22 protein-coding genes are annotated in these 21,765 nt (G+C 60.5%); 5 read left to right on the top strand and 17 right to left on the bottom strand.

Annotation, left to right across the window (positions count from 1 at the left end):
- Positions 1 to 40: 40 nt before the first annotated feature.
- From WM42_RS11870 to pgsA, 3 genes are read right to left on the bottom strand one after another with little or no spacing between them, the layout of a single operon-like run.
- Complete coding sequence (locus tag WM42_RS11870) at positions 41 to 400, bottom strand: helix-turn-helix domain-containing protein (RefSeq protein WP_061923073.1); 360 nt, start codon at positions 398 to 400, stop codon at positions 41 to 43.
- A gap of 44 nt (positions 401 to 444) precedes the next feature.
- A complete protein-coding gene (locus WM42_RS11865; RefSeq protein ID WP_062038601.1) occupies positions 445 to 918 on the bottom strand; it encodes a CinA family protein in 474 nt (157 codons plus the stop codon).
- Positions 918 to 1,499, bottom strand: a complete 582-nt coding sequence (pgsA, locus tag WM42_RS11860) for a CDP-diacylglycerol--glycerol-3-phosphate 3-phosphatidyltransferase (protein WP_062038598.1) — start codon at positions 1,497 to 1,499, stop codon at positions 918 to 920. Before pgsA ends, WM42_RS11865 begins: the two co-directional genes overlap by 1 nt.
- A gap of 67 nt (positions 1,500 to 1,566) precedes the next feature.
- Here pgsA and WM42_RS11855 point away from each other — a divergent pair, with 67 nt between their 5' ends.
- Positions 1,567 to 1,860, top strand: a complete 294-nt coding sequence (locus WM42_RS11855) for a YciI family protein (RefSeq protein WP_062038595.1) — start codon at positions 1,567 to 1,569, stop codon at positions 1,858 to 1,860.
- A 3-nt stretch (positions 1,861 to 1,863) separates the two neighbouring features.
- Here WM42_RS11855 and WM42_RS11850 read toward each other — a convergent pair whose 3' ends face one another.
- The 7 genes from WM42_RS11850 to dapB all read right to left on the bottom strand — a co-directional run bounded on the left by WM42_RS11850 (position 1,864) and on the right by dapB (position 12,074).
- On the bottom strand, positions 1,864 to 2,982 hold the full coding sequence (locus WM42_RS11850) for a TerC family protein (protein ID WP_062038592.1): 1,119 nt from the start codon (positions 2,980 to 2,982) through the stop codon (positions 1,864 to 1,866).
- 219 nt (positions 2,983 to 3,201) lie between these two features.
- Positions 3,202 to 6,597, bottom strand: a complete 3,396-nt coding sequence (locus WM42_RS11845; protein ID WP_062038589.1) for an FtsK/SpoIIIE family DNA translocase — start codon at positions 6,595 to 6,597, stop codon at positions 3,202 to 3,204.
- A 133-nt stretch (positions 6,598 to 6,730) separates the two neighbouring features.
- Positions 6,731 to 7,369: a TIGR03085 family metal-binding protein gene (locus tag WM42_RS11840; protein WP_062038586.1), complete on the bottom strand. Its 639-nt coding sequence runs from the start codon at positions 7,367 to 7,369 to the stop codon at positions 6,731 to 6,733.
- A 68-nt stretch (positions 7,370 to 7,437) separates the two neighbouring features.
- Positions 7,438 to 9,543, bottom strand: a complete 2,106-nt coding sequence (locus tag WM42_RS11835; protein ID WP_082787699.1) for a ribonuclease J — start codon at positions 9,541 to 9,543, stop codon at positions 7,438 to 7,440.
- A gap of 2 nt (positions 9,544 to 9,545) precedes the next feature.
- Positions 9,546 to 10,454: a 4-hydroxy-tetrahydrodipicolinate synthase gene (gene dapA, locus WM42_RS11830; RefSeq protein WP_062038582.1), complete on the bottom strand. Its 909-nt coding sequence runs from the start codon at positions 10,452 to 10,454 to the stop codon at positions 9,546 to 9,548.
- A 90-nt stretch (positions 10,455 to 10,544) separates the two neighbouring features.
- The gene (thyX, locus tag WM42_RS11825; protein WP_062038579.1) at positions 10,545 to 11,294 is read right to left on the bottom strand and encodes an FAD-dependent thymidylate synthase; all 750 of its coding nucleotides are present in this window, start codon (positions 11,292 to 11,294) and stop codon (positions 10,545 to 10,547) included.
- A 33-nt stretch (positions 11,295 to 11,327) separates the two neighbouring features.
- Complete coding sequence (gene dapB / locus WM42_RS11820) at positions 11,328 to 12,074, bottom strand: 4-hydroxy-tetrahydrodipicolinate reductase (RefSeq protein WP_062038576.1); 747 nt, start codon at positions 12,072 to 12,074, stop codon at positions 11,328 to 11,330.
- Positions 12,075 to 12,249: 175 nt separating this feature from the next.
- On the opposite strand from dapB, the gene WM42_RS11815 reads away from it, so the two are divergent.
- Both WM42_RS11815 and WM42_RS11810 read left to right on the top strand, forming a co-directional pair.
- The gene (locus WM42_RS11815; protein ID WP_235591356.1) at positions 12,250 to 12,636 is read left to right on the top strand and encodes a VOC family protein; all 387 of its coding nucleotides are present in this window, start codon (positions 12,250 to 12,252) and stop codon (positions 12,634 to 12,636) included.
- 51 nt (positions 12,637 to 12,687) lie between these two features.
- Positions 12,688 to 13,401: an AMIN-like domain-containing (lipo)protein gene (locus WM42_RS11810; RefSeq protein ID WP_062038573.1), complete on the top strand. Its 714-nt coding sequence runs from the start codon at positions 12,688 to 12,690 to the stop codon at positions 13,399 to 13,401.
- A 134-nt stretch (positions 13,402 to 13,535) separates the two neighbouring features.
- On the opposite strand, the gene WM42_RS11805 is transcribed toward WM42_RS11810, so the two are convergent.
- Positions 13,536 to 15,776, bottom strand: a complete 2,241-nt coding sequence (locus WM42_RS11805; protein ID WP_062038570.1) for a polyribonucleotide nucleotidyltransferase — start codon at positions 15,774 to 15,776, stop codon at positions 13,536 to 13,538.
- Between the two features lie 149 nt (positions 15,777 to 15,925).
- Here WM42_RS11805 and WM42_RS11800 point away from each other — a divergent pair, with 149 nt between their 5' ends.
- Positions 15,926 to 16,438, top strand: a complete 513-nt coding sequence (locus tag WM42_RS11800) for a CPBP family intramembrane glutamic endopeptidase (RefSeq protein WP_062038567.1) — start codon at positions 15,926 to 15,928, stop codon at positions 16,436 to 16,438.
- 13 nt (positions 16,439 to 16,451) lie between these two features.
- Here WM42_RS11800 and WM42_RS11795 read toward each other — a convergent pair whose 3' ends face one another.
- The 4 genes from WM42_RS11795 to WM42_RS11780 all read right to left on the bottom strand — a co-directional run bounded on the left by WM42_RS11795 (position 16,452) and on the right by WM42_RS11780 (position 19,270).
- On the bottom strand, positions 16,452 to 16,766 hold the full coding sequence (locus WM42_RS11795; protein ID WP_062038564.1) for a DUF4288 domain-containing protein: 315 nt from the start codon (positions 16,764 to 16,766) through the stop codon (positions 16,452 to 16,454).
- A gap of 108 nt (positions 16,767 to 16,874) precedes the next feature.
- Positions 16,875 to 17,144: a 30S ribosomal protein S15 gene (rpsO, locus tag WM42_RS11790; protein WP_005528980.1), complete on the bottom strand. Its 270-nt coding sequence runs from the start codon at positions 17,142 to 17,144 to the stop codon at positions 16,875 to 16,877.
- Positions 17,145 to 17,317: 173 nt separating this feature from the next.
- Complete coding sequence (locus WM42_RS11785) at positions 17,318 to 18,244, bottom strand: nucleoside hydrolase (RefSeq protein ID WP_062038561.1); 927 nt, start codon at positions 18,242 to 18,244, stop codon at positions 17,318 to 17,320.
- Complete coding sequence (locus WM42_RS11780) at positions 18,245 to 19,270, bottom strand: bifunctional riboflavin kinase/FAD synthetase (RefSeq protein WP_062038557.1); 1,026 nt, start codon at positions 19,268 to 19,270, stop codon at positions 18,245 to 18,247.
- Positions 19,271 to 19,307: 37 nt separating this feature from the next.
- Between WM42_RS11780 and truB the strand changes: the two genes are divergently transcribed.
- Positions 19,308 to 20,201 carry a tRNA pseudouridine(55) synthase TruB gene (gene truB / locus WM42_RS11775; RefSeq protein ID WP_062038554.1) on the top strand — a complete coding sequence of 298 codons (894 nt, stop codon included), beginning with the start codon at positions 19,308 to 19,310 and terminating at the stop codon, positions 20,199 to 20,201.
- 44 nt (positions 20,202 to 20,245) lie between these two features.
- Here the strand turns inward: truB and WM42_RS11770 are convergent, their stop codons facing one another.
- Together WM42_RS11770 and WM42_RS11765 are read right to left on the bottom strand one after the other, a co-directional pair.
- Positions 20,246 to 20,914, bottom strand: coding sequence for a 4'-phosphopantetheinyl transferase family protein (locus tag WM42_RS11770; RefSeq protein ID WP_062038550.1), 669 nt, complete (start codon positions 20,912 to 20,914; stop codon positions 20,246 to 20,248).
- Positions 20,914 to 21,741 (bottom strand): metallophosphoesterase family protein, encoded by an 828-nt coding sequence (locus tag WM42_RS11765; protein ID WP_062038545.1) that lies wholly within the window; start codon positions 21,739 to 21,741, stop codon positions 20,914 to 20,916. Before WM42_RS11765 ends, WM42_RS11770 begins: the two co-directional genes overlap by 1 nt.
- Between the last annotated feature and the right edge of the window lie 24 nt (positions 21,742 to 21,765).

Below are 21,765 nucleotides of genomic sequence, written 5' to 3'. Positions count from 1 at the left end.
TGCCCGAAGGCATAAAGTTCACTGTGAGACGCGGAGAGTTTTAAAGCTCCGAAGCAGCAGGTGCGGTGGTTGCCAGTTCCTCGTCCATGGACGGCAGCGCCATGAAACCTGCAGCCTCAATCAAGACGTCAGAAACGCTGACCTCTAGAGCGTGGCAGACGGAGGCCAAAAGCTCGGAGGAAACTTCCTTGCGGCCGCGCTCGAGCTCCGAAAGGTAGCCTGGGGAAACACGCGCGACGCTAGCAAGTTCGCGCAGGGTCACGCCCTTGTCGGCGCGGAATGCGCGAAGGGTCAGCCCCAGAGCCTCACGCAGCAGCGGCTCCGGCGCGCGTTTGGGAGCCTCAACAGCACCTGCCGAGGCGTTGAAAGGCTTTTCAAGAAGTGCAGTAGTAGTGTTCATCAATCTGTACAACGGCGCTGCGGCCGGCTTTGTTCCCGAGAATCTTAATTTTCATTCAAAGTTGATAGAAGCAGGCTCAAGACCTCTTCCACAGCGGCTTCACGGATCGCGTTACGGCTGCCCGATAGCTGCTCCAGTTGTATGCCACGGGCAGGAACCCCGGGGCCAACGATGCCCACGAAGACCGTTCCCGCGGATTTGCCCTCTTGCGGGTCAGGTCCTGCCACGCCTGTCAGCGATAGCCCCCAGTCCGCGCCGGTCTCACGCACCGCAGCCTCGGCCATCGCCTGCGCAGTTTTGGCAGAGACCACTCCCTGGGCTTCCAGCTCCTCGACCGGAACCGACAAGAAGTGAGACTTCACCTCAGTGGCATAAGTTACTAATCCACCGCGCAAGACTGCCGACGCCCCCGGCACCGCAGCGAGCGTGGCCGCCGCTAGGCCCGCAGTCAAGGACTCGCAGAAGGATACGGTCTGGTGGCGGTTGCGCAGGGCATCGACAAGCGCGGGCGCAGACATCAGGAGTTCTGCTTCCTACCGTCGATGAGGTACTGCACGCCCGTTACCACGGTGACCACGACGGCGATAAGCATGACCACGAAGGAAGGAATGTCCATCCAGCTCGGCAGCGGGCACAGGTACATCGCCACGGCAAGAGACTGCAGGACGGTCTTGAGCTTGCCACCTTTAGACGCTGGGACAACCTTGCCCTGGCGCAGAAGGGCCATGCGCCAGAAGGTGATGCCGAATTCGCGGACAAGGATGACCACGGTGACCCATACCGGCAAAACGCCGATGATGTTAAGGCAGACGAAGGCCGCGGTCATTAAGGCTTTGTCTGCGATAGGGTCGGCGATTTTGCCGAAGTCGGTGATGAGGCCACGGGAACGGGCGATGTCGCCATCGAGTTTGTCCGTAATCATCAACGCGGCGAATACACCAAACGCCCACCAGTCGTGGCCGGCCAGCACCAACCAGACGAATACGGGGATGAATAAGATGCGCAAGCTCGTCAGGATATTGGGTAGATTCCAGTTGGAAACGTGGGGATTTACATCCGACGCCGCCGCCGTTTTCTGCCGAGCCCTAGAGTGATTCACGGACTTTATCCTACCTGTCCTATTAAAGCCGCTGCGGCAAACTCCCCCATCTCTTTAAGATAAGTTCATGAAATACTTCGCAGTCAGCTACGAATACAACCCGCAAAATCCAGCCATCGCGGAAAACCGCCCAGCGCACCGCGAATTCATCGGTGGCCTAAATGAAAAAGGCATCATTTTAGGCTCCGGCCCCTTTACTGATTCCAAGGGCGGTGCGCTCATCGTTTTACAATTTGCCGATGAGGCCACCGAGGTTGCCGAAGCCATCAAAATTATGGACCAAGATCCATTCTTTGTCTGCGGCGCTGTTACCGCGCGCGCATTCCGGGAGTGGAACCCGGTGATTAACTCTTTTGCTTAAAGGTTAGGGCAGTTCGGTCTCTGGCAGATCGGCTGCCTTACCGACGAACTCGCCCGACTTGGTGCGGACGATCTTGTTGCCCTCTTCGTCCCAGTCATAGTGGTTGTGGGACACGGTGATGCCGCCCTGCGCTTCGTCGCGCTTGTTCTTAAGGACAGAAGCCGCGACGGTAAGCCCCAGCACGCCGACGATGACGAGCAGGGAGACCAAGGTCGGAATCTCTGGAATGCCGCCGACGTTTTCACCGCCATTCACGAACGGCAGGTTGTTCTCGTGCAGCGCGTGGAAGAGCAGCTTCACGCCGATGAAGCCCAGGATGATACCCAAGCCATAAGGCAGGTAAACCAAGCGCTCGAGCAGGCCATCGATGAGGAAGAACATCTGACGCAGGCCCATTAGCGCGAAGGCGTTGGTACTAAAGACCAGGAACGGCTCCGAAGTAATGCCGTAGATGGCTGGGATGGAGTCGAAGGCGAACATGACGTCGATAAGCCCGATGGCGACCAGTGCCACGAACAAAGGCGTCAGAGCCAGCTTGCCCTTCTTCGGGCCGGACTCCTCGCGGTGAGTGAGCTTGTCACCGTGGTAGCGCGGGGTGACGTGGATGACCTTGCGCAGCCACTTGATGATCAGCATGTCATTCGGGTCAGTCTCTTCGGCATCGGTGACCTCGTCCACGATGAGCTTGACCGCGGTGTAGATGAGGAAGATTGCGAACAGATAGAACACGTCGGACCACGCCTGGATGATCGCAGCACCGAGCATGATGAAGATGAGGCGGAATAGCAGCGCCAACACGATGCCGATGAGCAGCACCTTCTGCTGGAAGCGGCGCGGAATCTTGAACGAACCCATAATCAGCGCGAACACGAAGAGGTTGTCCACGCTCAAGGCTTGCTCAGTCACCCAGCCTGTGTAGAACTGAATGGCGTGCTCGTGATCCCACAGCACCCAGACGATACCACCAAAGATGACGGCCATGCCCATGTAGAACAAGGTCCAGAAGCCGGATTCCTTCATGGAGGGCTCGTGCGGCGAACGCACGTGGCTCAAGAAGTCAAAGATGAAAAAGCCGAGGATGACGGCGATGGTTAGTATCCAAATCCACAAAGGGACATGCATATAGAAATATCCTCCGGTCGAGTAAGAAAAGATTTGACCGGAGGTCTCCCCCAACTCGTCTACTGCGAGCCAGCGAGACCGGGAACTCATTTCCCTGCGGAGTTGCCGTGTTGACGATCATCGCTGTGGAACGGGGTACTCCCCTCCAAGACTTGTACTATCTTACACAAAAGTTAATGCCCCACCGCAATGGCTGCGGTGGGGCGAGAAACTTATTGCCTAGAAGGCGCCGGAGGACGGGTTATACGTCACTTGGACAGTGCGCGTGTCCTCGCCACTTGGGGCGGAGGCATCGTCGGCGGAAGAATCTTCCGCCGATTCAGACTGCGCCATCTCGTCCTGGATTTCCTTCGGTGCCTCTGCTGGGTCGGCGCCCTTGATCATCCAGATGATGGTGTCGAGTTCTTCCGGCTTGACCAGCACCTCACGGGCCTTGGAGCCCTCGGATGGGCCCACGACACCGCGGGATTCCATGAGATCCATGAGGCGGCCCGCCTTGGCGAAACCGATGCGCAGCTTGCGCTGGAGCATCGAGGTCGAACCCAGCTGGGAGGTGACAACCAGCTCGACTGCCTCGAGCAGATCGTCCATGTCCTTGCCGATATCGTCGTCGATTTCCTTCTTCGCCTCGGACTTCTTTTCTTCCGTGACGCCTTCAGTGTAGTTCGGCTGACCTTGTGCCTTCGCGGCATCGACAACCGCTTGCACCTCTTCGTCGGAGACGAAAGCACCCTGCATACGCACCGGACGGCCGCCCTGCGGAATGAAGAGGCCGTCACCCATGCCGATGAGCTTTTCTGCACCGCCTTGGTCCAAAATGACGCGGGAGTCCGTAAGGGACGAGGTGGCAAATGCCAATCGGGAAGGAACGTTGGTCTTGATAAGACCGGTGACCACGTCCACGGAAGGTCGCTGGGTTGCAAGCACCAAGTGGATGCCGGCCGCACGCGCCTTCTGGGTGATGCGCACGATGGATTCCTCGATTTCCTTCGGCGCGGTCATCATGAGGTCGGCCAACTCGTCCACGACACAGACGATGTACGGGTACGGGCGCATCTCGCGCTCGGAGCCGAGCGGCGCCTGGTGCGCGCCGGAGATGACCTTGCGGTTATAGTCCTCGATCTTACGCACGCGGGCAGCCTTCATGTCCATGTAGCGCTGCTCCATCTCCTCGACGAGCCACTGCAGGGCCGCCGCCGCCTTCTTTGGCTGGGTGATAATAGGCGTAATAAGGTGCGGGATGCCCTCGTAAGGAGTCAGCTCCACCATCTTCGGGTCAACGAGGATGAGGCGGACCTGCTCCGGGGTCGCGCGCGTCAGGAGGGAAACCAGCATCGAGTTCACGAAGGCCGACTTACCGGAACCGGTGGCACCGGCGACGAGCAGGTGCGGCATCTTCTGCACGGAATAGGACGAGTACTCGCCCTCGATGTCTTTACCCAGGCCGATGAGCATCGGGTCCTCATCACTTGCGATGGCCGGGGAATCCAGAACGTCACGCAGGCGCACCATCTCACGGTCCGCATTCGGAACCTCGATACCCACCGCAGACTTGCCCGGGATTGGGGTCAGCAGGCGCAGGTTGTCCGTCGCCACGGCATAGGCCAGGTTGGACTGCAGGTTCGTAATCTTGGAGACCTTCACGCCTGGTCCCAGCTCGATTTCGTAGCGGGTGACTGTCGGGCCACGGCTAAAGCCGGTGACCTGCGCGTTGACCTTGAACTCCTCGAAGACATCGGTAATCGCCTCGATGATGCGGTCGTTGGCCTCGGTGCGCGCCTTGGTGGGCTTACCCGCGGTCAACAATGCGGTGGTAGGCAGGTCGTAGTCGGAGTCGTTGCCCATCGCGCCGCCCTGTGCGGCGGCCTGTTGCTGCGCAGCAGGCTCCTCCACGGACTTACCCGTCGCCGCATCGCGGCCGGAGCGCTGCTGGAACAGGCGCACTGCCTCCGCGTGTGCGGAAGAAACAACGTCGGAAGCAGCGTCCATTGCGGCCGCACCAGCAGCGCCGGCAACGGCGGCACCAGCAGCGCCGGCAGCGGCGGCACCGGCAGCGCTTGGCGACGCCTTCTTGGCTACAGGCTGAGCCGCAGGTTGTGCGGCCGGCTGCTGGGCCGACTGCTGGACTGGCTGCTGAGTCGGCTGTGCAGATTCTTGACGCTGCGGTGCAGAAGGCAAAACGGTGGTCTGCTCTTCATCACGCACGGCCGGGAACTCGTCGGTGTCCTCGATGTTGCGGGAGCCAGCGAAGTCTGGGCGACCGTGCTGGACTGGCGCGGCGTTAGAAAAGACTTCGGTGGGCTGGCCGGCCTCGTCAAGCAATGCTTGCTCTTGTTCTTGGGCAGCCGGCTTGGTGTTCGCGGAATCGAAGGACACGGTGGGCGGGTTGGCCGATTGGTTATCTGCCGGGTAATTATCCAACGGCGTCGCCAAGCGGCGTGGGGCCTGGCGCCGCGCGCGACGTGGCTGCGACTGCTGGCGCTTATCACGTGGGGTGCGCTCGCGGCCTTCGGCAATGTCTTCGATGTCATCGTCGACGTGGCCATAGGCATCGTCGTCGATGTCCTCGTCATAGTCGCCATAACGCTCGGCCTTCTTCTCGCGCAGGCCCGCCATCAGGTCGTTGAAGAGCGCAGAAAGGTAGTCGAAGGCCTGGCGCAAGGTGATGCCCGTGACGTTCAAAGCGCCGTAGATGATGAGCAGGATTAGCAGCGGCACGGCGACGTAGGCGGAAAATGCTGCCTCCAAAAGCTGACCTACGGCAAAGCCGATGGCACCGCCGGCGTCTCCAGCCGCGTTATCGCGCCAGGAAAGCTTGGGCAGACCGGCGAAGATATGAATTAGGCCCAGCATCGAGACGATGATGAGGCCAATGCCGCCCATCACGCGGGGCTGCAGACGGCCAGCTACGCCGGAAACTCCCATCATCAGCGCCATGGCGAGCGCGATCAGTGCGACCGGCAAGACGTAAGCGCCCGCGCCGATGACATAGCGCACGGCGTCGGTGAGATAGGCGCCGATAACGCCAACGATGTCGAACCATACCGCGCATGCCAAGACGATGGCTACGCCGATGAGTGTTAAGGCAACGGCATCCGGGTTGGAAATCTGGATGGTGCGCTCTTCGCGCGAGATTGCATCAGGAGCAGTTGCCAGATGCTCATCGAGCTCATGCTCGCGCGCTGCGCGATCTTCTGTGGCCTTTGCGCGGGTCACCTTGTTTTTCTTTTGTTTGCCGCGAGTAGAAATTTCCTCTGGCTCCCTTGCATCGTCGTATGCGAATTCTTCATAGCCTTCTGCTCCGCCGTCACTCGGACGCAGATTGCCAAAACCGCGGCTAACGCCGCGCGTCATATCGCCCATGCCACGCGCGGTGGCACCGAATGCGGCACTTAGGCCACGCCCGACAGCACGAAATGCGCTGCCGGTCCGCTCATAAGAGGGATCAGCAGCGCGGTTGGCGGAAGTAAGCGTCAGATTCTCTGCTGCATTCCGCGACGTGGACTTGGCCGCTCCAGACCGCCCCGAGGGGCGCGATCGATTCGCAGGACGGGCCGCCCCCTTGCCGGAGCGGCCGCGATGCGAGGCGCGTGACGGTGCGTTTTTGACAGACATGCCAGCCACTCTAGTAGCCCACACCCCACTAATCACATACGCCACACGGGTTTCGAGGAAGTATTTTCCTTAGTTAATGATGCGTCTGCGGGCCTGCAGGGCTGCCCGCAAGACGTACGTGGCTATATCTAGTCTAGAGGGTTGACCTAACGACGGCGCTTACGTCGCCCTCAATTTTCAGCGAGCAAGCATCGCGGCCAAAGACCCACAGCACGAGCTCTGGAACGGGCCCCATCACGCGGACGACGTCATCGCCGCGATCGGCAACCTTCCTATCGTCCGCGACGACGATCCGGCCAAAGTTCTCCGGATACAACACGACCGGCTTGGAAGACTTTTTCAGCATGCGTGGCGCGAGCATTTTCAGAGCCTTATGCAGCTCGCCCAAAACCACCGCGGAGAACTCGCGTTGCTCATTCATGCCATTGGCGCGGCGCACGTCCTCGTGGTGGACAAAGTGCTCGGTGAGATTGACCTTGGAGTCAACAAGACGCATTGGGTTGGCGCGTCCGGCTCCCCTCCCCCAGTCATCGACGAGCTCGGTGAAGTCGCGGGCAGCCGCCTGCTCCATCGCGGCGTCGAGACGGCCGGCAAGCTGTGGGACCAGCATGCCCGCCGCAGCGTCGGGACGGTTCTCACGCACCCACAGGTGGGCAGCTAGATCGCGGGTGCTCCAGCCCTGGCAGAGGGTGGGAGCGTCTGGTCCGAGCTTATGAAATAGCGTCACCAGCTTGGCGCGCTCAGCAGAAGAAAACGACATGTGCCCCAGCATAGACTGCTGGGGCACACGCCGTCAGACGAACAAGGCGGCTCGATACGCGCTGCCAAGCCTAAAGGTTTTTAAAGGGACTCGCGGGAAGCCTCTACCTCATCGTCGTCTGCAAGCAACGGACCAGAGTTGGTCGGAATGATGGTCGGCAAGATGACCGGCTCACGCTTGTACTTGGAATCCATGAGCTTGGTGACCTTGCGGCGGACCTTCTGGACCATGCGGTAGGTGTCGTTCTCGCCTTCGGCAGCGAGATCGTTCATGGTGTTTTCCACGATCTCGGCAACCTCTGGCACGATTCCACGGTCGTCGTCGGAGAAGCCCGTGGTGGAAACCGCTGGCTTTTCGAGCAGACGCGAGGTGCGGTTGTCGATGACACAAGTGATGGAGACAACGCCGCCAGCACCGAGGTTGGTGCGGTCTGCCAAGGTATCGGCATCGACGTCACCCATGGAAACACCATCGACGTAGAGGTTGCCCACCGTGATCTGGCCAACGACCTCGGCACGACCCTTGCGCAGGTCTACAACGACGCCGTTTTGGGCGAGAACCACGCGGTCGCGGTCGACGCCAGTAGAGACAGCCAGTTCCTTGTTCGCACGCAAATGGCGCCACTCGCCGTGGACCGGCATAGCGTTCTTCGGACGTGCAGCGTTGTAGAGGAACAAAAGCTCGCCGCCGTAGCCGTGGCCGGAAGCGTGAACCTTAGCCTCCTTGTTGGTGACAACCTCGGCACCAATCTGGGAGAGCATGTTCATCACACCGTAGACGGCCTCTTCGTTACCCGGAATCAGGGAGGAAGAGAAGATGATCAGATCGCCATCGCGAACGGTGATCTGACGGTGCTCGCGACGCGCCATGCGCGACAGTGCCGCCATCGGCTCGCCCTGGGTACCGGTGGTAATCAGAAGGACCTTGTGTGGTGCCATCTTGGCAGCCTCATCGATCGGGACGATGGTGCCGCGCGGAACCTTAAGGAAGCCCATCTTCTCGGCGATTTCCATGTTGCGCATCATGGAACGGCCGTTGAACGCGACCTTACGGCCAGCGTAAACGGCGGCGTCGATAGCCGCCTGCACGCGGTAGACGTTCGAGGCGAAGGACGCAATGATGACGCGCTGCTTGGCATTGGAGACCAAGCGGCGGAAGGTAGCCGGGATATCGCCCTCAGATGCGGAAACGCCTGGGATGTTCGCGTTGGTGGAATCGCAGAGCATGAGGTCGACGCCCTCGTCGCCGTAGCGAGACAGCGCCGGAAGGTCGGTCGGGCGGTTATCCAGCGGGGTCTGGTCCAGCTTGATGTCACCGGTGTGGATGATGTTGCCAGCCGGGGTGCCCAGCATGATGCCCAGTGCATCCGGAACGGAGTGGTTAACTGCCCAGAAGCGCAGACGGAACGGACCGTAGTTCACATCGGACTTCTCGTTGACCTCAACGAACTTCGGCTTCTGGCGGTGCTCCTTACACTTCGCCGCAATCAGGGCAATGGTAAAGCGCGATGCCACGATTGGGATATCCGGGCGCAGCTTGAGAAGCCACGGGATAGCACCAATGTGGTCCTCGTGAGCGTGGGTAACCACGAGCGCCTTGACCTTGTCGATCTTCTTTTCGATCGGGCCAAAGTCCGGCAAGATAAGGTCCACGCCCGGCTCACCGGAGGAAGGGAAGAGCACGCCACAGTCAATGATGAGCAGCTCGTCCTGGTACTCAAAGACGGTCATGTTACGACCGATCTCAGAAATACCGCCCAGAGCGTAGATGCGCAGGGCATCCTTCGGCTGCTTCGGCGGCTGCGGCAGGCGCTTGGTCAGATCCGCGCCCTGCATGGACTTCGGAACGTTGCGGCGGCCGCGGTTGTTGTTGCGGTTGCCACGGCCACCATTGTTATTGCCGTTATTGCCGTTGTTGTTAATTCCGTTGTTCTCGGCGTTGTTGCCGCCGCGGCCGCGACCGCGACCACCGCGGGAGCCACGGGAACGCGAGCGCCGGTTGCCGCCGTTCGAGTTCTCGGAATTGCCGTTGTTATTGGACTTCTTGTCACCGGATTCCTGTTTTGGCTCCGAGTTGCTCGGTGCCTGAAAAACCGGCGAAGCCGCCTCGTTGGAGGCGGACTCGGTTTCCGCTGGTGGGCCCGCCTTGCGGGTAACCTTGCGGGAACGGTTACGGGGTTCAGTCATTCTTAAAGGACTCCAGCCTTTTCCATATCACGGCGAAGTTCCTCAATCTCCTGCTCGCTTGCTGCGACAACAGGCAGACGAGGATCGCCGACTTCGATGCCCTGCAGGCGCAGGGCAGCCTTTGCGAGTGTTGCTCCTCCCAAGCGTGCTTGAGCTTGGATGAGCGGGGTCAAAGTTTGTGCATTGATCTTCCTTGCGCGTGCAAGATCGCCTTCTTCGAAGGCATCCAGAAGATCTGCGAGACCGCGCGGTGCTGCATGGCCAACCACGGAGATGACGCCAGATGCGCCCAAGGAAAGCCACGGCAGGTTTAGCGGGTCATCGCCGGAGTACCAGGCGAGGCCGGTCTCCTGAATAAGTGGGGTGGCTGCACCAAGGTTGCCTTTGGCGTCCTTGATGGCCTGAATGGTCGGCAATTCCGCGAGGCGACGGATGGTATCCGTCGCAATCGGAATGCCCGAGCGGCCAGGAATGTCATAGAGACAAATTGGGGTATCAGTTGCCTGAGCAATCGCTGCGAAGTGCGCATACACGCCTTCCTGCGAAGGCTTGGAGTAGTAAGGGGTCACGACGAGCAGGCTGTCTGCTCCCGCTTCTGCGGAAGCCTTTGCCATCTCAATCGAGGTGGCGGTGTTGTTGGTGCCTGCGCCGGCGCAGATCTTTGCGCGGTCCCCTACTTCTTCCTTGACGGCCTTGAGCAGCGTTAGCTTTTCATCCAGCGTTGTCGTCGGCGATTCACCGGTGGTACCGCCCAGAATCAAAGAGTCGATACCGTTGTCAACGAGGTGAGCCGCCAGCCGGCGTCCCGCAGCGACATCGAGTTTGCCATCCCCGTCAAACGGGGTGACCATAGCTACTCCGACGCGTCCGAAGGTTTCTACGCCTGTCTTTGCTGTCATACCTGTGCTCATAGCCGTCAAGATTACCCGCTTCCCGCGAAATTTTGTTCATCGGGGTGGTCGCGTGGCGGAACAAGCTATGGCCACCGCCACGGACTTTAACTAGGCGTATGGGCTCGATGCCATTTCGGTGCCGTCGGCAAGCTGGGTGATGTGGAAGTCATCGAATACCACCGGCGACTGCTCCCGCAACAGCTTCAGGCAGGCAATAGCTAACTCGCGCATCTCGGTATCCGCCTGCTCTGTGGCACGCGCGCCGATGAAGTGACGCCAAGCGCGGTAGTTGCCGGTAACCACGATGCGGCTTTCCGTGAGATTGGGCAACACCGCACGTGCCGCCTGCCGCGCCTGTTTTTTGCGCAGCAGTGCGTTGGGCTCATCTTCTAATTTGCTCTCCAGCGCGCTGAGCAGCTCGTTATAGACAAAGCGGGTTTCATCAACGGCCTGCATTGTAAGCCGCGTCAGCTGCTCGTCTTCAGCAATGAGCTTGGGCAGCACCACCTGAGTTTCCTCCGGGTGGACATAGCGCTGCGAGAGCTGGGAAAAGGAAAAGTGGCGGTGGCGCACCAGCTCATGACTGGCAGAGCGCGACAGGCCGCGGATATACAATGTGGCCGTGGCGTGCTCCAGCAGAGCGTCGTGGCCCACCTCCAGGATGTGGCGCAGGTAGGCCGAGTTGGCCGCGGTGCGCGGATTCGGCTTATTGAAGGACTCGTAGCAAGCCCGGCCGGCAAATTCGACGAGAGCCTCGCCATCGGAGGCTGCCTGTTCCCTCTCCCACTCGATGCCCTGCGGCGGGTGGAACTGCGTTGCCGCGATGAGCTGGACGTCCAGTTCGCTAATGCGTGCCATATCTAGTGCCTTATGTCTCCTCGATAGTCCGACTTATAGGCCCAAGTACTTCTCAAGACCCACGGTCAGCCCTGGACGCTCTGCAATCTGGCGAACGCCAACCAGCACGCCCGGGGTGAAGGAAGAACGATCATAGGAATCCTGGCGGATAGTCAAGGACTGCCCCTGGGCGCCGAAGATGACCTCCTCGTGGGCAACCATGCCGCGGGTACGCACGGCATGGACTGGGACACCGTCGACGTCGGCGCCGCGTGCGCCTTCGAGAGCCTGCTCGGTAGCGTCCGGCATCTGACCTAGACCTGCTTCCTTGCGGGCGGCCGCAATGCCCTGCGCGGTGTGGATGGCGGTGCCAGAAGGCGCATCCAGCTTGGTTGGGTGGTGGTACTCCACAACCTCGGCGGTCTCGAAGTACTTCGCAGCCTGTGCTGCGAAAACCATGGTCAGCACGGCGGAGATAGCAAAGTTTGGTGCAATCAGGACGTTGCCGGCGCCATCTTGCTTGGTCCACTCCTCGACCTGTGCCAGGCGGTCTGCGTCGAAACCGGTGGTGCCCACGACACAGTGAATGCCGTTGCCAATGCAGAACTCGAGGTTTGCCATCACCGAAGATGGCTGGGTGAAGTCAACGATAACCTCGGCGTGGTTATCCACCAGCACCTGCAGGTCGGTATCGCGGTCAACCTCAGCGACCAGCTCGAGGTCATCTGCCGCATTAACGCCTTCTACAATCGCCTGGCCCACGCGGCCCTTCGCGCCCAAGACGCCAACTTTGATAGCCATAAATGCTCCTTTGCCCTGTTCAATGTTCAACGTTCAATCTAAATTGTTCAACGTTCAATCTAAATTTAAATACGTATAAGCACGCTACATCTAGCGCAGGCCTTATTGCCTGCCCCAATGCCGACCAGTCTAACGCGCCAGTTGGCAACGTAGACTTTGTGCCATGCGTATCTAGATTGCTTCCGTGCTTGTCGACGACGTCGCTCGCGCCCACGATTTCTACGTCAACACCTTGGGATTCAAGGTTAAAGACGATGTCACGCACGGCGACTTCCGTTGGCTCACTGTCACCAACGCCTCCGGTCCAGCCGACGGCAGCGGCATCGAACTCCTGCTAGAGCCCAAGGGCCATCCAGCAGCAGCTCCTTTTACCGAGGCTCTTAAAAAGGATGGCATTCCGCTCACCCAATTCATGAGCGAGGACGTGCAGGCCGAGTATGAAGAACTCAAGGCCAAGGGCGTCGGGTTCACCATGGAGCCAACCGACGTCGGCCCTTCCATCATCGCCGTCTTCGACGACACCGTGGGCAACCTCATCCAATTGGTGCAACTCAAGCATTAAATCATTAAATATTGTGCAAAAGCGTGAGCCCGTTTTCTTAGACTGGTCAGCATGATTCCTCTCAAGCTCTCTGTGCCTGCCGATTCGCTTGCTCATCGCCGCCGCCTGCACGTTGTGGCCGCCACCTTAACCACGGCCACGCTGACGCTTTCCGCCTGCGCCGGCGGTGCCTCCAACGACGACAGCCACAGCGCGCCGGTATCTACCGTGGCGCCTTCTGAGACCACGCCGCCGACAAGCAGTCAAACGATAGAGGAGACCACAAGCCCGCGGCCGACGAGCACCGAACAGAAATCAGGTGGGCTTCCAAAGGGCTTCTTAGGCACTCCAGATACGGCAGACATCGACTTCGACGGAACCTCCGAGGGCGAACTAATCCCAACCACTATGCGTGCTGGTAGCCATCAAGGCTACGACCGCGTTGTCATAGAGTCCGCGGGTGCCGGCATTCCGCGGTGGTGGGCACACTACACCGAGTCCACAAGCGCACCAGGGTCGGGGTTCCCCGTGCCCTACTCCGGCACTATTGCTCTCGAAATAGGCCTCGAACGCACACCGTGGCCCGATACCCAAGAGCTCCAAGACGCAATGCTCAAGCCCAATGCCCAAACTCCTGGCGCGGGTGTCGTGCGCAGCGTGGAATTTGTCAGCGCATTCGAGGCGCAGTCTCACTTCGTTATTGGACTCGATAAGAAAGTGCCCTATTCCATCACGTACTTGGACGGTCCACCTCGCATTGTCATTGACTTCCTCACCAACTCTTAAGGCTTGTCCCTAGCCACCGATGACGCTAGAGACAAGGAAAAGCGCCCTCGCTAGCAGCCGGCAAAAGTTGCGACCGCCAAGCGAGGGCGCCGTTGTGTAACAGCCGCATCACACGGCTTGTCGGGAGGGTGCGACTAGTTTTCCTCGACCGGAACCAAGGAGATCTTGCCGCGGTTGTCGATGTCTGCGATTTCGACCTGAATCTTATCGCCGACGTTGACAACGTCCTCGACCTTCTCGATGCGCTCGTCGCCGCCGAGCTTCGAGATGTGGATGAGGCCATCGCGGCCCGGGGCCAGGGAGACGAATGCACCAAAGGCGACGGTCTTAACGACGGTGCCGAGGAAGCGCTCGCCGACCTTTGGCAGCTGCGGGTTAGCGATGGAGTTAACCTTCTCGATCGCGGCGTCGGCAGCCTCACCAGTTGCGGCAGAGATGTAGACGGTGCCGTCTTCCTCGATGGAAACCTCAGCGCCGGTCTCCTCGGTAATCGAGTTGATGGTCTTGCCCTTCGGGCCGATGAGCTCGCCGATCTTGTTGACCGGAATCTTCACGGAAGTGATCTTCGGAGCCAGACCAGACATCTCGTCTGGGCCTTCGATGACCTCAGCCATGGTCTCCAAGATGGTGGCGCGGGCGTCACGTGCCTGCTCCAGTGCCTTAGCCAGGACCTTGGATGGGATGCCATCGAGCTTGGTGTCCAGCTGCAGCGCGGTGATGAACTCGGAGGTACCTGCGACCTTGAAGTCCATGTCGCCGAATGCGTCCTCGGCGCCCAAAATGTCAGTCAGAGCGACGAACTTCTCCTTGCCGTCTACCTCACCGGAAACCAGGCCCATTGCGATACCTGCAACCGGAGCCTTCAGCGGCACACCAGCGTTGTACAGGGACAGCGTGGAAGCACAAACGGAGCCCATGGAAGTAGAACCGTTGGAGCCTAGCGCCTCAGAGACCTGACGGATGGCGTACGGGAAGTCCTCGCGGGAAGGGATGACCGGCAGCAGGGCGCGCTCGGCAAGAGCACCGTGGCCGATCTCGCGGCGCTTTGGGGAGCCAACGCGGCCGGTCTCACCGGTGGAGTACGGCGGGAAGTTGTAGTGGTGCATGTAGCGCTTGCCCGTGACCGGGGTCAGGGAATCGATCTGCTGCTCCATCTTGAGCATGTCCAGGGTGGTAACGCCCAGGATCTGGGTCTCACCGCGCTCGAAAAGGGAGGAACCGTGTGCGCGTGGGATGAGGTCAACCTCAACGCCCAAGTCACGGATGTCGGTGACGCCACGGCCGTCGATACGGAAGCCCTCGGTGAGGATCTTCTTGCGCACGATGGCCTTCATGACAGCGTTATACGCAGCGCGGATCTGCTTGGAGGCATCCTCATCCTCAAACTTCTCGAGGAGATCCGCCTCGACCTGCTCCATGTACTCGTTGGTAGCGTCGTCACGGTCCTGCTTGCCAGGGATGGTCATCAGCTTCTCCAGCTTCTTGGAGGCTGCCTTTTCCACGGCGGCAAATACGTCATCGGTGTACGGCGGGAAGAGTGGGAACTCCTGGGTTTCCTTCGCTGTGCGCTCAGCCAGACCTGCCTGCGCCTCGCACAGGGTCTTGATGAATGGTTTTGCTGCTTCAAGGCCTGCTGCAACGGTGGATTCCTGCGGTGCCGGTGCGCCTTCCTTGATGCGCTCTGCAACGTTGATACCAGCGCCTGCCTCAACCATCATGATGGCAACGTCTTCCTTGCGGCCCTTCTTCACAATGCGGCCGGCGACGACCATCTCGAACAGCGCACGCTCGTGCTGCTCGTGGTTCGGGAACGCAACCCACTGGCCTTCTGGATGCTTGTCATCAGCGATAAGCGCCATGCGCACGCCGCCGACGGCGCCGGATACCGGCAGGCCGGAAAGCTGGGTGGAAGCAGATGCACCGTTGATGGCGATGACGTCGTAGTACTCCTCCGGTGCCATGGAAAGCACCGTGACAACGACCTGCACCTCGTTGCGCAGGCCCTTGACAAAGGTCGGGCGCAGTGGACGGTCGATCAGGCGGCAGGCCAGGATGGCTTCGGTGGAGGGACGGCCTTCGCGGCGGAAGAAGGAGCCCGGAATCTTGCCGGCTGCGTACATGCGCTCCTCGACGTCCACGGTCAGCGGGAAGAAGTCGAAGCCCTCACGCGGCTGGTTGGAGGCGGTGGTGGTGGACAGAAGCATGGTGTCCTCGTCCAGGTAAGTGGTGACAGAGCCGCCCGCCTGACGAGCCAGCTGGCCAGTCTCAAACCGGATGGTGCGGGTGCCAAAATCGCCATTGTCAAGGGTGGCGATTGCTTCGGTGATACCGAATTCTTCATCAATGTTGAACTCAACAGCGTTTCTAGCGCTCAAAGTTTTCTACTCCTTGTAGTCCGGCGATCATCGGTGCCGCCGGTTAAAAATGGTTAGGTTTCTACAACGAGTAGCGATTTTAGCAGCTTTCCTGGGATTATGTCGAACATCACGCTCCCCGAATCGCGGTACAGACTTAGACTTAAACCATGGTCATGTTGTTGCTGTGGTCGCTTCCCACACTCATCTACCTTCTCCTCCGCCGCCAGCCGGCAGTCGCCGTCTGCGGACTGGGACGTCCATGGGCGCGCGGGTGGGCGTGGGCAGCGGTGATGCTGCTCGTATTGCTGGTGCTGAGCTACCTCGCGTTGTTGCCTGCGCCGCCGGAGGTTGTCGCGCAGACCACGACTGCAACAACGGCAATGGGATTCCTCGCGATGGCGCTGCGCGCGGTGGGCGAAGAGATCTTCTTCCGCGGTTTCCTACAAGGAATTATCACCCAGCGCTGGAATGTCGGCGCGGGAATTACAGTGCAGGGCCTCCTCTTCGGCCTCATCCACCTACCGCTGGCCATGCTGGATATCAGCCTCATCCCGCTCTTTGTTTTGCAGATTGCCACCGGCTTCGCCATGGGTTGGCTGCGCGAGAAAAGCGCTTCTCTATGGCCCGGCGCCACCGTGCACGCTACCATCAACGTCCTCACGGCAGTGCTCCTCGTGTAGCCCACGCACAGGACTAGGCGAACGGGTCGCGCCCTCCCAGCATCATTTCGAAGCGCGCATAGTCCTCAAGCGACGCAAAGTGGCGCGCATAGAGGTCCACGTCTCCCTCGACCGTGCCGTCGAGTGTGGGCGCGACATCCACGATGTGGCGCATCACGATTGTGGGATGCTCTGCCGATTCTTGGCTACGCGCCAGCGCCTCGACCTTCGCGCGCGCCTCATCGTCGTCTGTGGCACGGACGAGGACAAAATCTTCCCGGAAATACGACGGCTCACTGGGCTCTACCGATTCAAGTTCAAAAACGACAATGCCGATATAAGGTTCCATGGTGCCAAGCTACCGTCTCTGGGGCCGCGATACCTGATGCGTGATCGAGACGGCCTCAAAACGCAACAAACCCCGTCCGAAGACGGGGTTTGAAAGCAACCGAAAGGCTTAGCGGCGCAGGCCCAGGCGGGAGATGAGGTCACGGTAACGATCGATGTCGTTAGCTGCGAGGTACTTCAGCAGGCCGCGGCGACGACCGACCATCAGCAGCAGACCACGACGGGAGTGGTGATCGTGCTTGTGGAACTTCAGGTGCTCGGTCAGGGTGTTGATACGGGAGGTCAGCAGAGCGATCTGTGCCTCTGGGGAGCCGGTATCGGTCTCGTGCAGGCCGTACTCCTTGAGGATCTCTGCCTTCTTCTCAGTGCTCAAAGCCATGTTGGATTTCTCCTATTGTATTTCAGTCCGCATGAAATTCTTAGCGCCTTTAACTGCTGCGGACCGCAGTCACAAAGCCAAGGGATAACTCTAACAGCTTTTCTGCCCCAAACCCAAACTGCGACTTCTTGGAACAATTCGCAGGAAGATACGCCACTTTCTGCACGTTAATGCTATTGCAGAAGCGAATCGAGCTTGTCCATCAGCTCGGCCACGAAGCGCGGGGCATCCACCTCTACTGCCACGTGGGCAGCCTTGTGTGGTTCTTTCATCCTGGCAACGTCGCCGATGGTGCGGCCAGGGGTCGTGCCAGTGGTTTCACAGACCAGGTTGGTATCGAAGCAGGTGACCAGGCGAGGGTCTGCCGCCACGGCCACCGCGAGCGGATCATGCAGGCCACAACCGCCAAGGTCCGGTTCGATGGCGGCGTAGGCGCGGATGTAATAGTCGAGCATGTCCGCATAAACGCGTCCGGCCCGTGTACCGAGCCCACGCCACTGCCGGGTCTCCGCAGTGGTCAGAAGCGTTTGCAGCGTGACATCCAAGCCCACCATCGTGACATCGCGTGCAGTGCGGAAGAGGAAGTCCGTGGCAGCGGGGTCCTGCGCCACATTGGCCTCAGACCAGGTGGTGACGTTGCCCGGCACGGTCAGGGCGCCGCCCATCATGACGATGCGAGTATCCGCGAGTGCCGGCTCAGCTTTCAGCGCCGCCGCAATCGTGGTGGACGGCCCAGTCGGGATAATCACCAGTTCCTGACCGTGCTTCCGCGCGGCACGGCACAAGAACTCCACCGCGGATTCTTTTTGCGCGCGCCCGCGCGGCGGCGGAAGCAGGACGTCGCCAATGCCATTGCGGCCATGGATGAATGCGGAAATTGGCTTGACCTGGAATCCCGCCGACTGCGCACCGGCAAAGACCGGGACGCCGCCCGCGCCGAGCAGCTCCAGCAAAACCAAGGTATTGCGCACGCCCAGCTCCACAGGCACGTTGCCATAAGTCACCGTCACGCCGATGAGCTCAAGGTCAGGATGCGCCAGCGCATAGGCCAGCGCTAAGGCATCGTCGATCCCGGTATCGAGATCCAAAATGACCTTCATTTAGCCCTCCTGCAGAAAGTACTCGTCCTTCTCCCAACCGCATGCCTTAGCATCCTCGGCGAGGACCTCACGCGCCTTGGCCACATCTGCAGCCATCGCCCCCAGCAACTCTTCTACCGAGTTGAACTTCACCATGTCGCGCAGATGATCCACGAACTTTACCGTGGCTACGTGCCCATAGAGATCGGCGTCGCGATCCAGCACGAAGGACTCGATGGAACGTTCTTCGTCGCCGAAGGTCGGGTTCGTGCCCACGGAGATCGCTGCCGCATAAGCCATGCCGTGGTCCATGTTGCCCTCGACGGGCGCCTCAGCCGGCTCCAGGATGAACCAACCCGCATAGACGCCATCGGCCGGAATAGCCACGCTGTCCGGGAAGTACTGATTGGCGGTGGGAAAACCGAGCTCCTTGCCGCCGCGCCCGGCACCGCGCACCACCGGGCCAGTCACTGAAAAGTGGCGGCCAAGCGCCCAGTTAGCCTTGGCAATCTCGCCCGCCGCCAGGTTAGCGCGGATGTTTGTGGAGCAGATTCGCACCCCGGCGTCGTCAAGCAGCGGCACCACGTCGACGCTAAAGCCATGGGTTTTGCCGAACTCCACCATCGCGTCCGCCGTGCCGCTCGCGCCCGCACCGAACGTGAAGTTCTCCCCCACGACCACGTGACGCGCATGCAGCTTTCCCACAATCAAGTCTTCAACGTAGTTCTGCGGAGTCGTGCCCACGAGCTCCTTGGTGAAGTCGATGACGAGCACCGCATCGATGCCCATCTCTTCCGCCAGCTGCAGGCGACGCTCAAACGTCACCACGGACAGCGGCGCGCGCTCCGGGAGGAAGACCGCGACGGGGTGCGGATCAAAAGTCACCATCACCGTGCGCAATTCCTCCGCGCGCGCATAGCTCACCGCATTATTGATCAGCTGCTGATGGCCGCGGTGTACGCCGTCAAAGACGCCGATGGTCACCGCAGTCGGGCCAAAGTCACCGGGGATGCTGTCGATTCCGTACCAAATATCCACGGCCACCATGCTAATGCACGGCGAGGCGTGGAATAGACTGCAGGGCATGACTGATGCGCTCGCAAATTCTGGCCTGGTGGTAGTGGACAAACCGCAAGGCATGACCTCACACGATGTGGTGGGCCGCCTCCGCCGCATATTTCACACCCGCAAGGTGGGCCACGCAGGCACCCTCGACCCGATGGCCACCGGCGTTTTGGTGGTCGGTTTGGAACGCGGCACCAAGTTCCTCGCGCACATGGTCGCGTCAACCAAGTCCTACGACGCCACCATTCGCCTTGGCATGGCGACGCATACTGACGACGCCGAGGGCGAGCGCACCTGGGGCGAGCCTGCAAGCGAACTCGATATGGAGCAGGTCAATAAAGAGGTCACAGCTCTCACCGGTGACATCATGCAGCGCCCCGCTGCGGTCTCTGCAATCAAGATCGACGGAAAGCGCGCCCACGAGCGCGTGCGCGAGGGCGAAGAGGTAGAAATCCCCGCCCGCCCGGTTACGGTCGGCCGCTTCGACATCCTCGCCCACCGCATCGAAGGTGAGTACCTGGACCTCGACGTCACCGTTGATTGCTCGTCTGGCACCTATATTCGCTCCCTCGCCCGCGACTTAGGTGAGGCGCTCGGCGTGGGCGGTCACCTCACCGCCCTGCGCCGCACGGAGGTGGGGCCATTTAAGCTTGACGACGCCCGCACCCTCGACGAGCTCGCTGACGCTCCGGCCCTATCGCTTAGCCTCGACGAGGCGCTCGCCCGCTCCTACCCTGTCCTTCAGGTCACCGAAGACGAGGCAAAGGCGCTCGCCATGGGCAAATGGCTCGAGCCGCGCCGGCTAAAGGGCACCTATGCGGCGGTAGATCCTGATGGTCGCTCGATTGCGCTCATCAAGGAAAAAGGAAAGCGCCTGGCCACGATCTTCGTGGCCCGCCCGTCGACGCTTTAAGCGTAAAGGTGGGCTATTAAAGGTGGGCTATTAAAAGCCCACCACTAAAAGCCCACCGCGGGAACGACCGTGGAGACGATGACGAAGCCATCGCGGATAATCCAGCGGCCACTAATCAGCGGCACGGGGGTCGGCCGGGCCAAGATATAGGAGATCAAGGTGCCATCGAGGCGCAGGTCGATCTCTGCCTGGTCGAAGTCCAGCCAGCGATGTGTCATGGGAAACCACGCCTTGTATGTGGCTTCCTTGGCGCAGAACAAGAGGCGATCGGGGCAGGCGATTCCGGCGTCGGCAAGCTGCGTTAACTGCGCCATCTCCCCTGCGCGCGCAATCATGGTCAGCACGTGATCGGGCAATGGCTCGGCGGGTTCGGCATCGAGGCCCATGGAGCGCACATGTTTAATCGGAGCCGCTACCGCCGCGCGCAGCCCCTCTGTATGCGTCATGGAACCGGTATAGCCGTGTGGCCACAGCGGCATGCCCCGCTCGCCGCGCATGATGGGCTCCTGACTTGCACAGCCCAGCTCCTGCAAAGCGCGATGCGCGCACCAGCGGGCGTCTCCGAATTCCGCCTTGCGCACGTCAACTGCCTGGGAGACCAAGGATTGCTCCTCCGGATCCAGCTGCGTGTAATTCACCAAATCCGTAAGCGCAGCGTCGGTGCGCACGTAGCAGTAGCGGGCGGTATCTGGGAACAGGTGTGGTTCCAGCATTAGCGCACCTCCTCAAGCGCCGAGGACGCAGGCTCATCACTGTGTAGGACCGGATAGGGCCACTGCTGGAGATGTCCGTGCGCCTCCCACTCGCGGGGATAGCCCAGTGAGACCTCGATGTGGTCTACCCCATCGACGTTGGTGCGGCCGGGCAGATGCAGGTGACCGTAGATGACCGCCTGCGCGTTATAGCGCCGCGCCCACGAGTGGGTATGGCGAGTGCCGCACCACAGGGCGATTTCCGGCCACGCCATGCGCAGAGTGGGTTCTTGAACCAGCGGCCAGTGATTGACCAACACCGTAGGCCCACTTACCCGGGAAAGGCGCTTGATGGAATAGGCAAGGCGATCCCAGCACCAGGCGCGAACGTCGACGAAGGGAGCGATGGCGAAGTCATCGGTCATGACAATCTGGCGTTCACGGGCACGCTCTAGGGCACCCTCGACGGTGGTGCCGGGTGGGCGGAAGCTGTAATCATAAAGGGTAAACAGCGGCACGATGGTCACGCCGCCGAAGACGGGATATGGGTCTTCCGGAGTCACCACGCCGATTTCGCGGCAGCCCTCCACCAGCTCGTCATACTTGGCGCGGCCCTGGCACCTATCTTGGGAACGCGAGAAGAGCTCGTGGTTTCCCGGCACCCAGATCACCTTGGCATAGCGCCGCGAAAGCTTGGTGAGGATGCGCAGTACGAGTTCGGTGCGCTCGGCCACGTCACCGGCCACGATGAGCCAATCGGCAGGATCTTGCGGGTAGAGCTCATCGATGCGGCTGGAATTGGCGCGCACTGCCGCGTGGAGATCTGACACCGCCCATAAGGTGGCCATGGCGTGCTCCTTTCTTCTTCCCTT

It is taken from the genome of Corynebacterium simulans (assembly GCF_001586215.1).
Classification (GTDB): Bacteria; Actinomycetota; Actinomycetes; order Mycobacteriales; family Mycobacteriaceae; genus Corynebacterium; species Corynebacterium simulans.
This window is presented reverse-complemented; position numbering and strand designations above follow the sequence as displayed.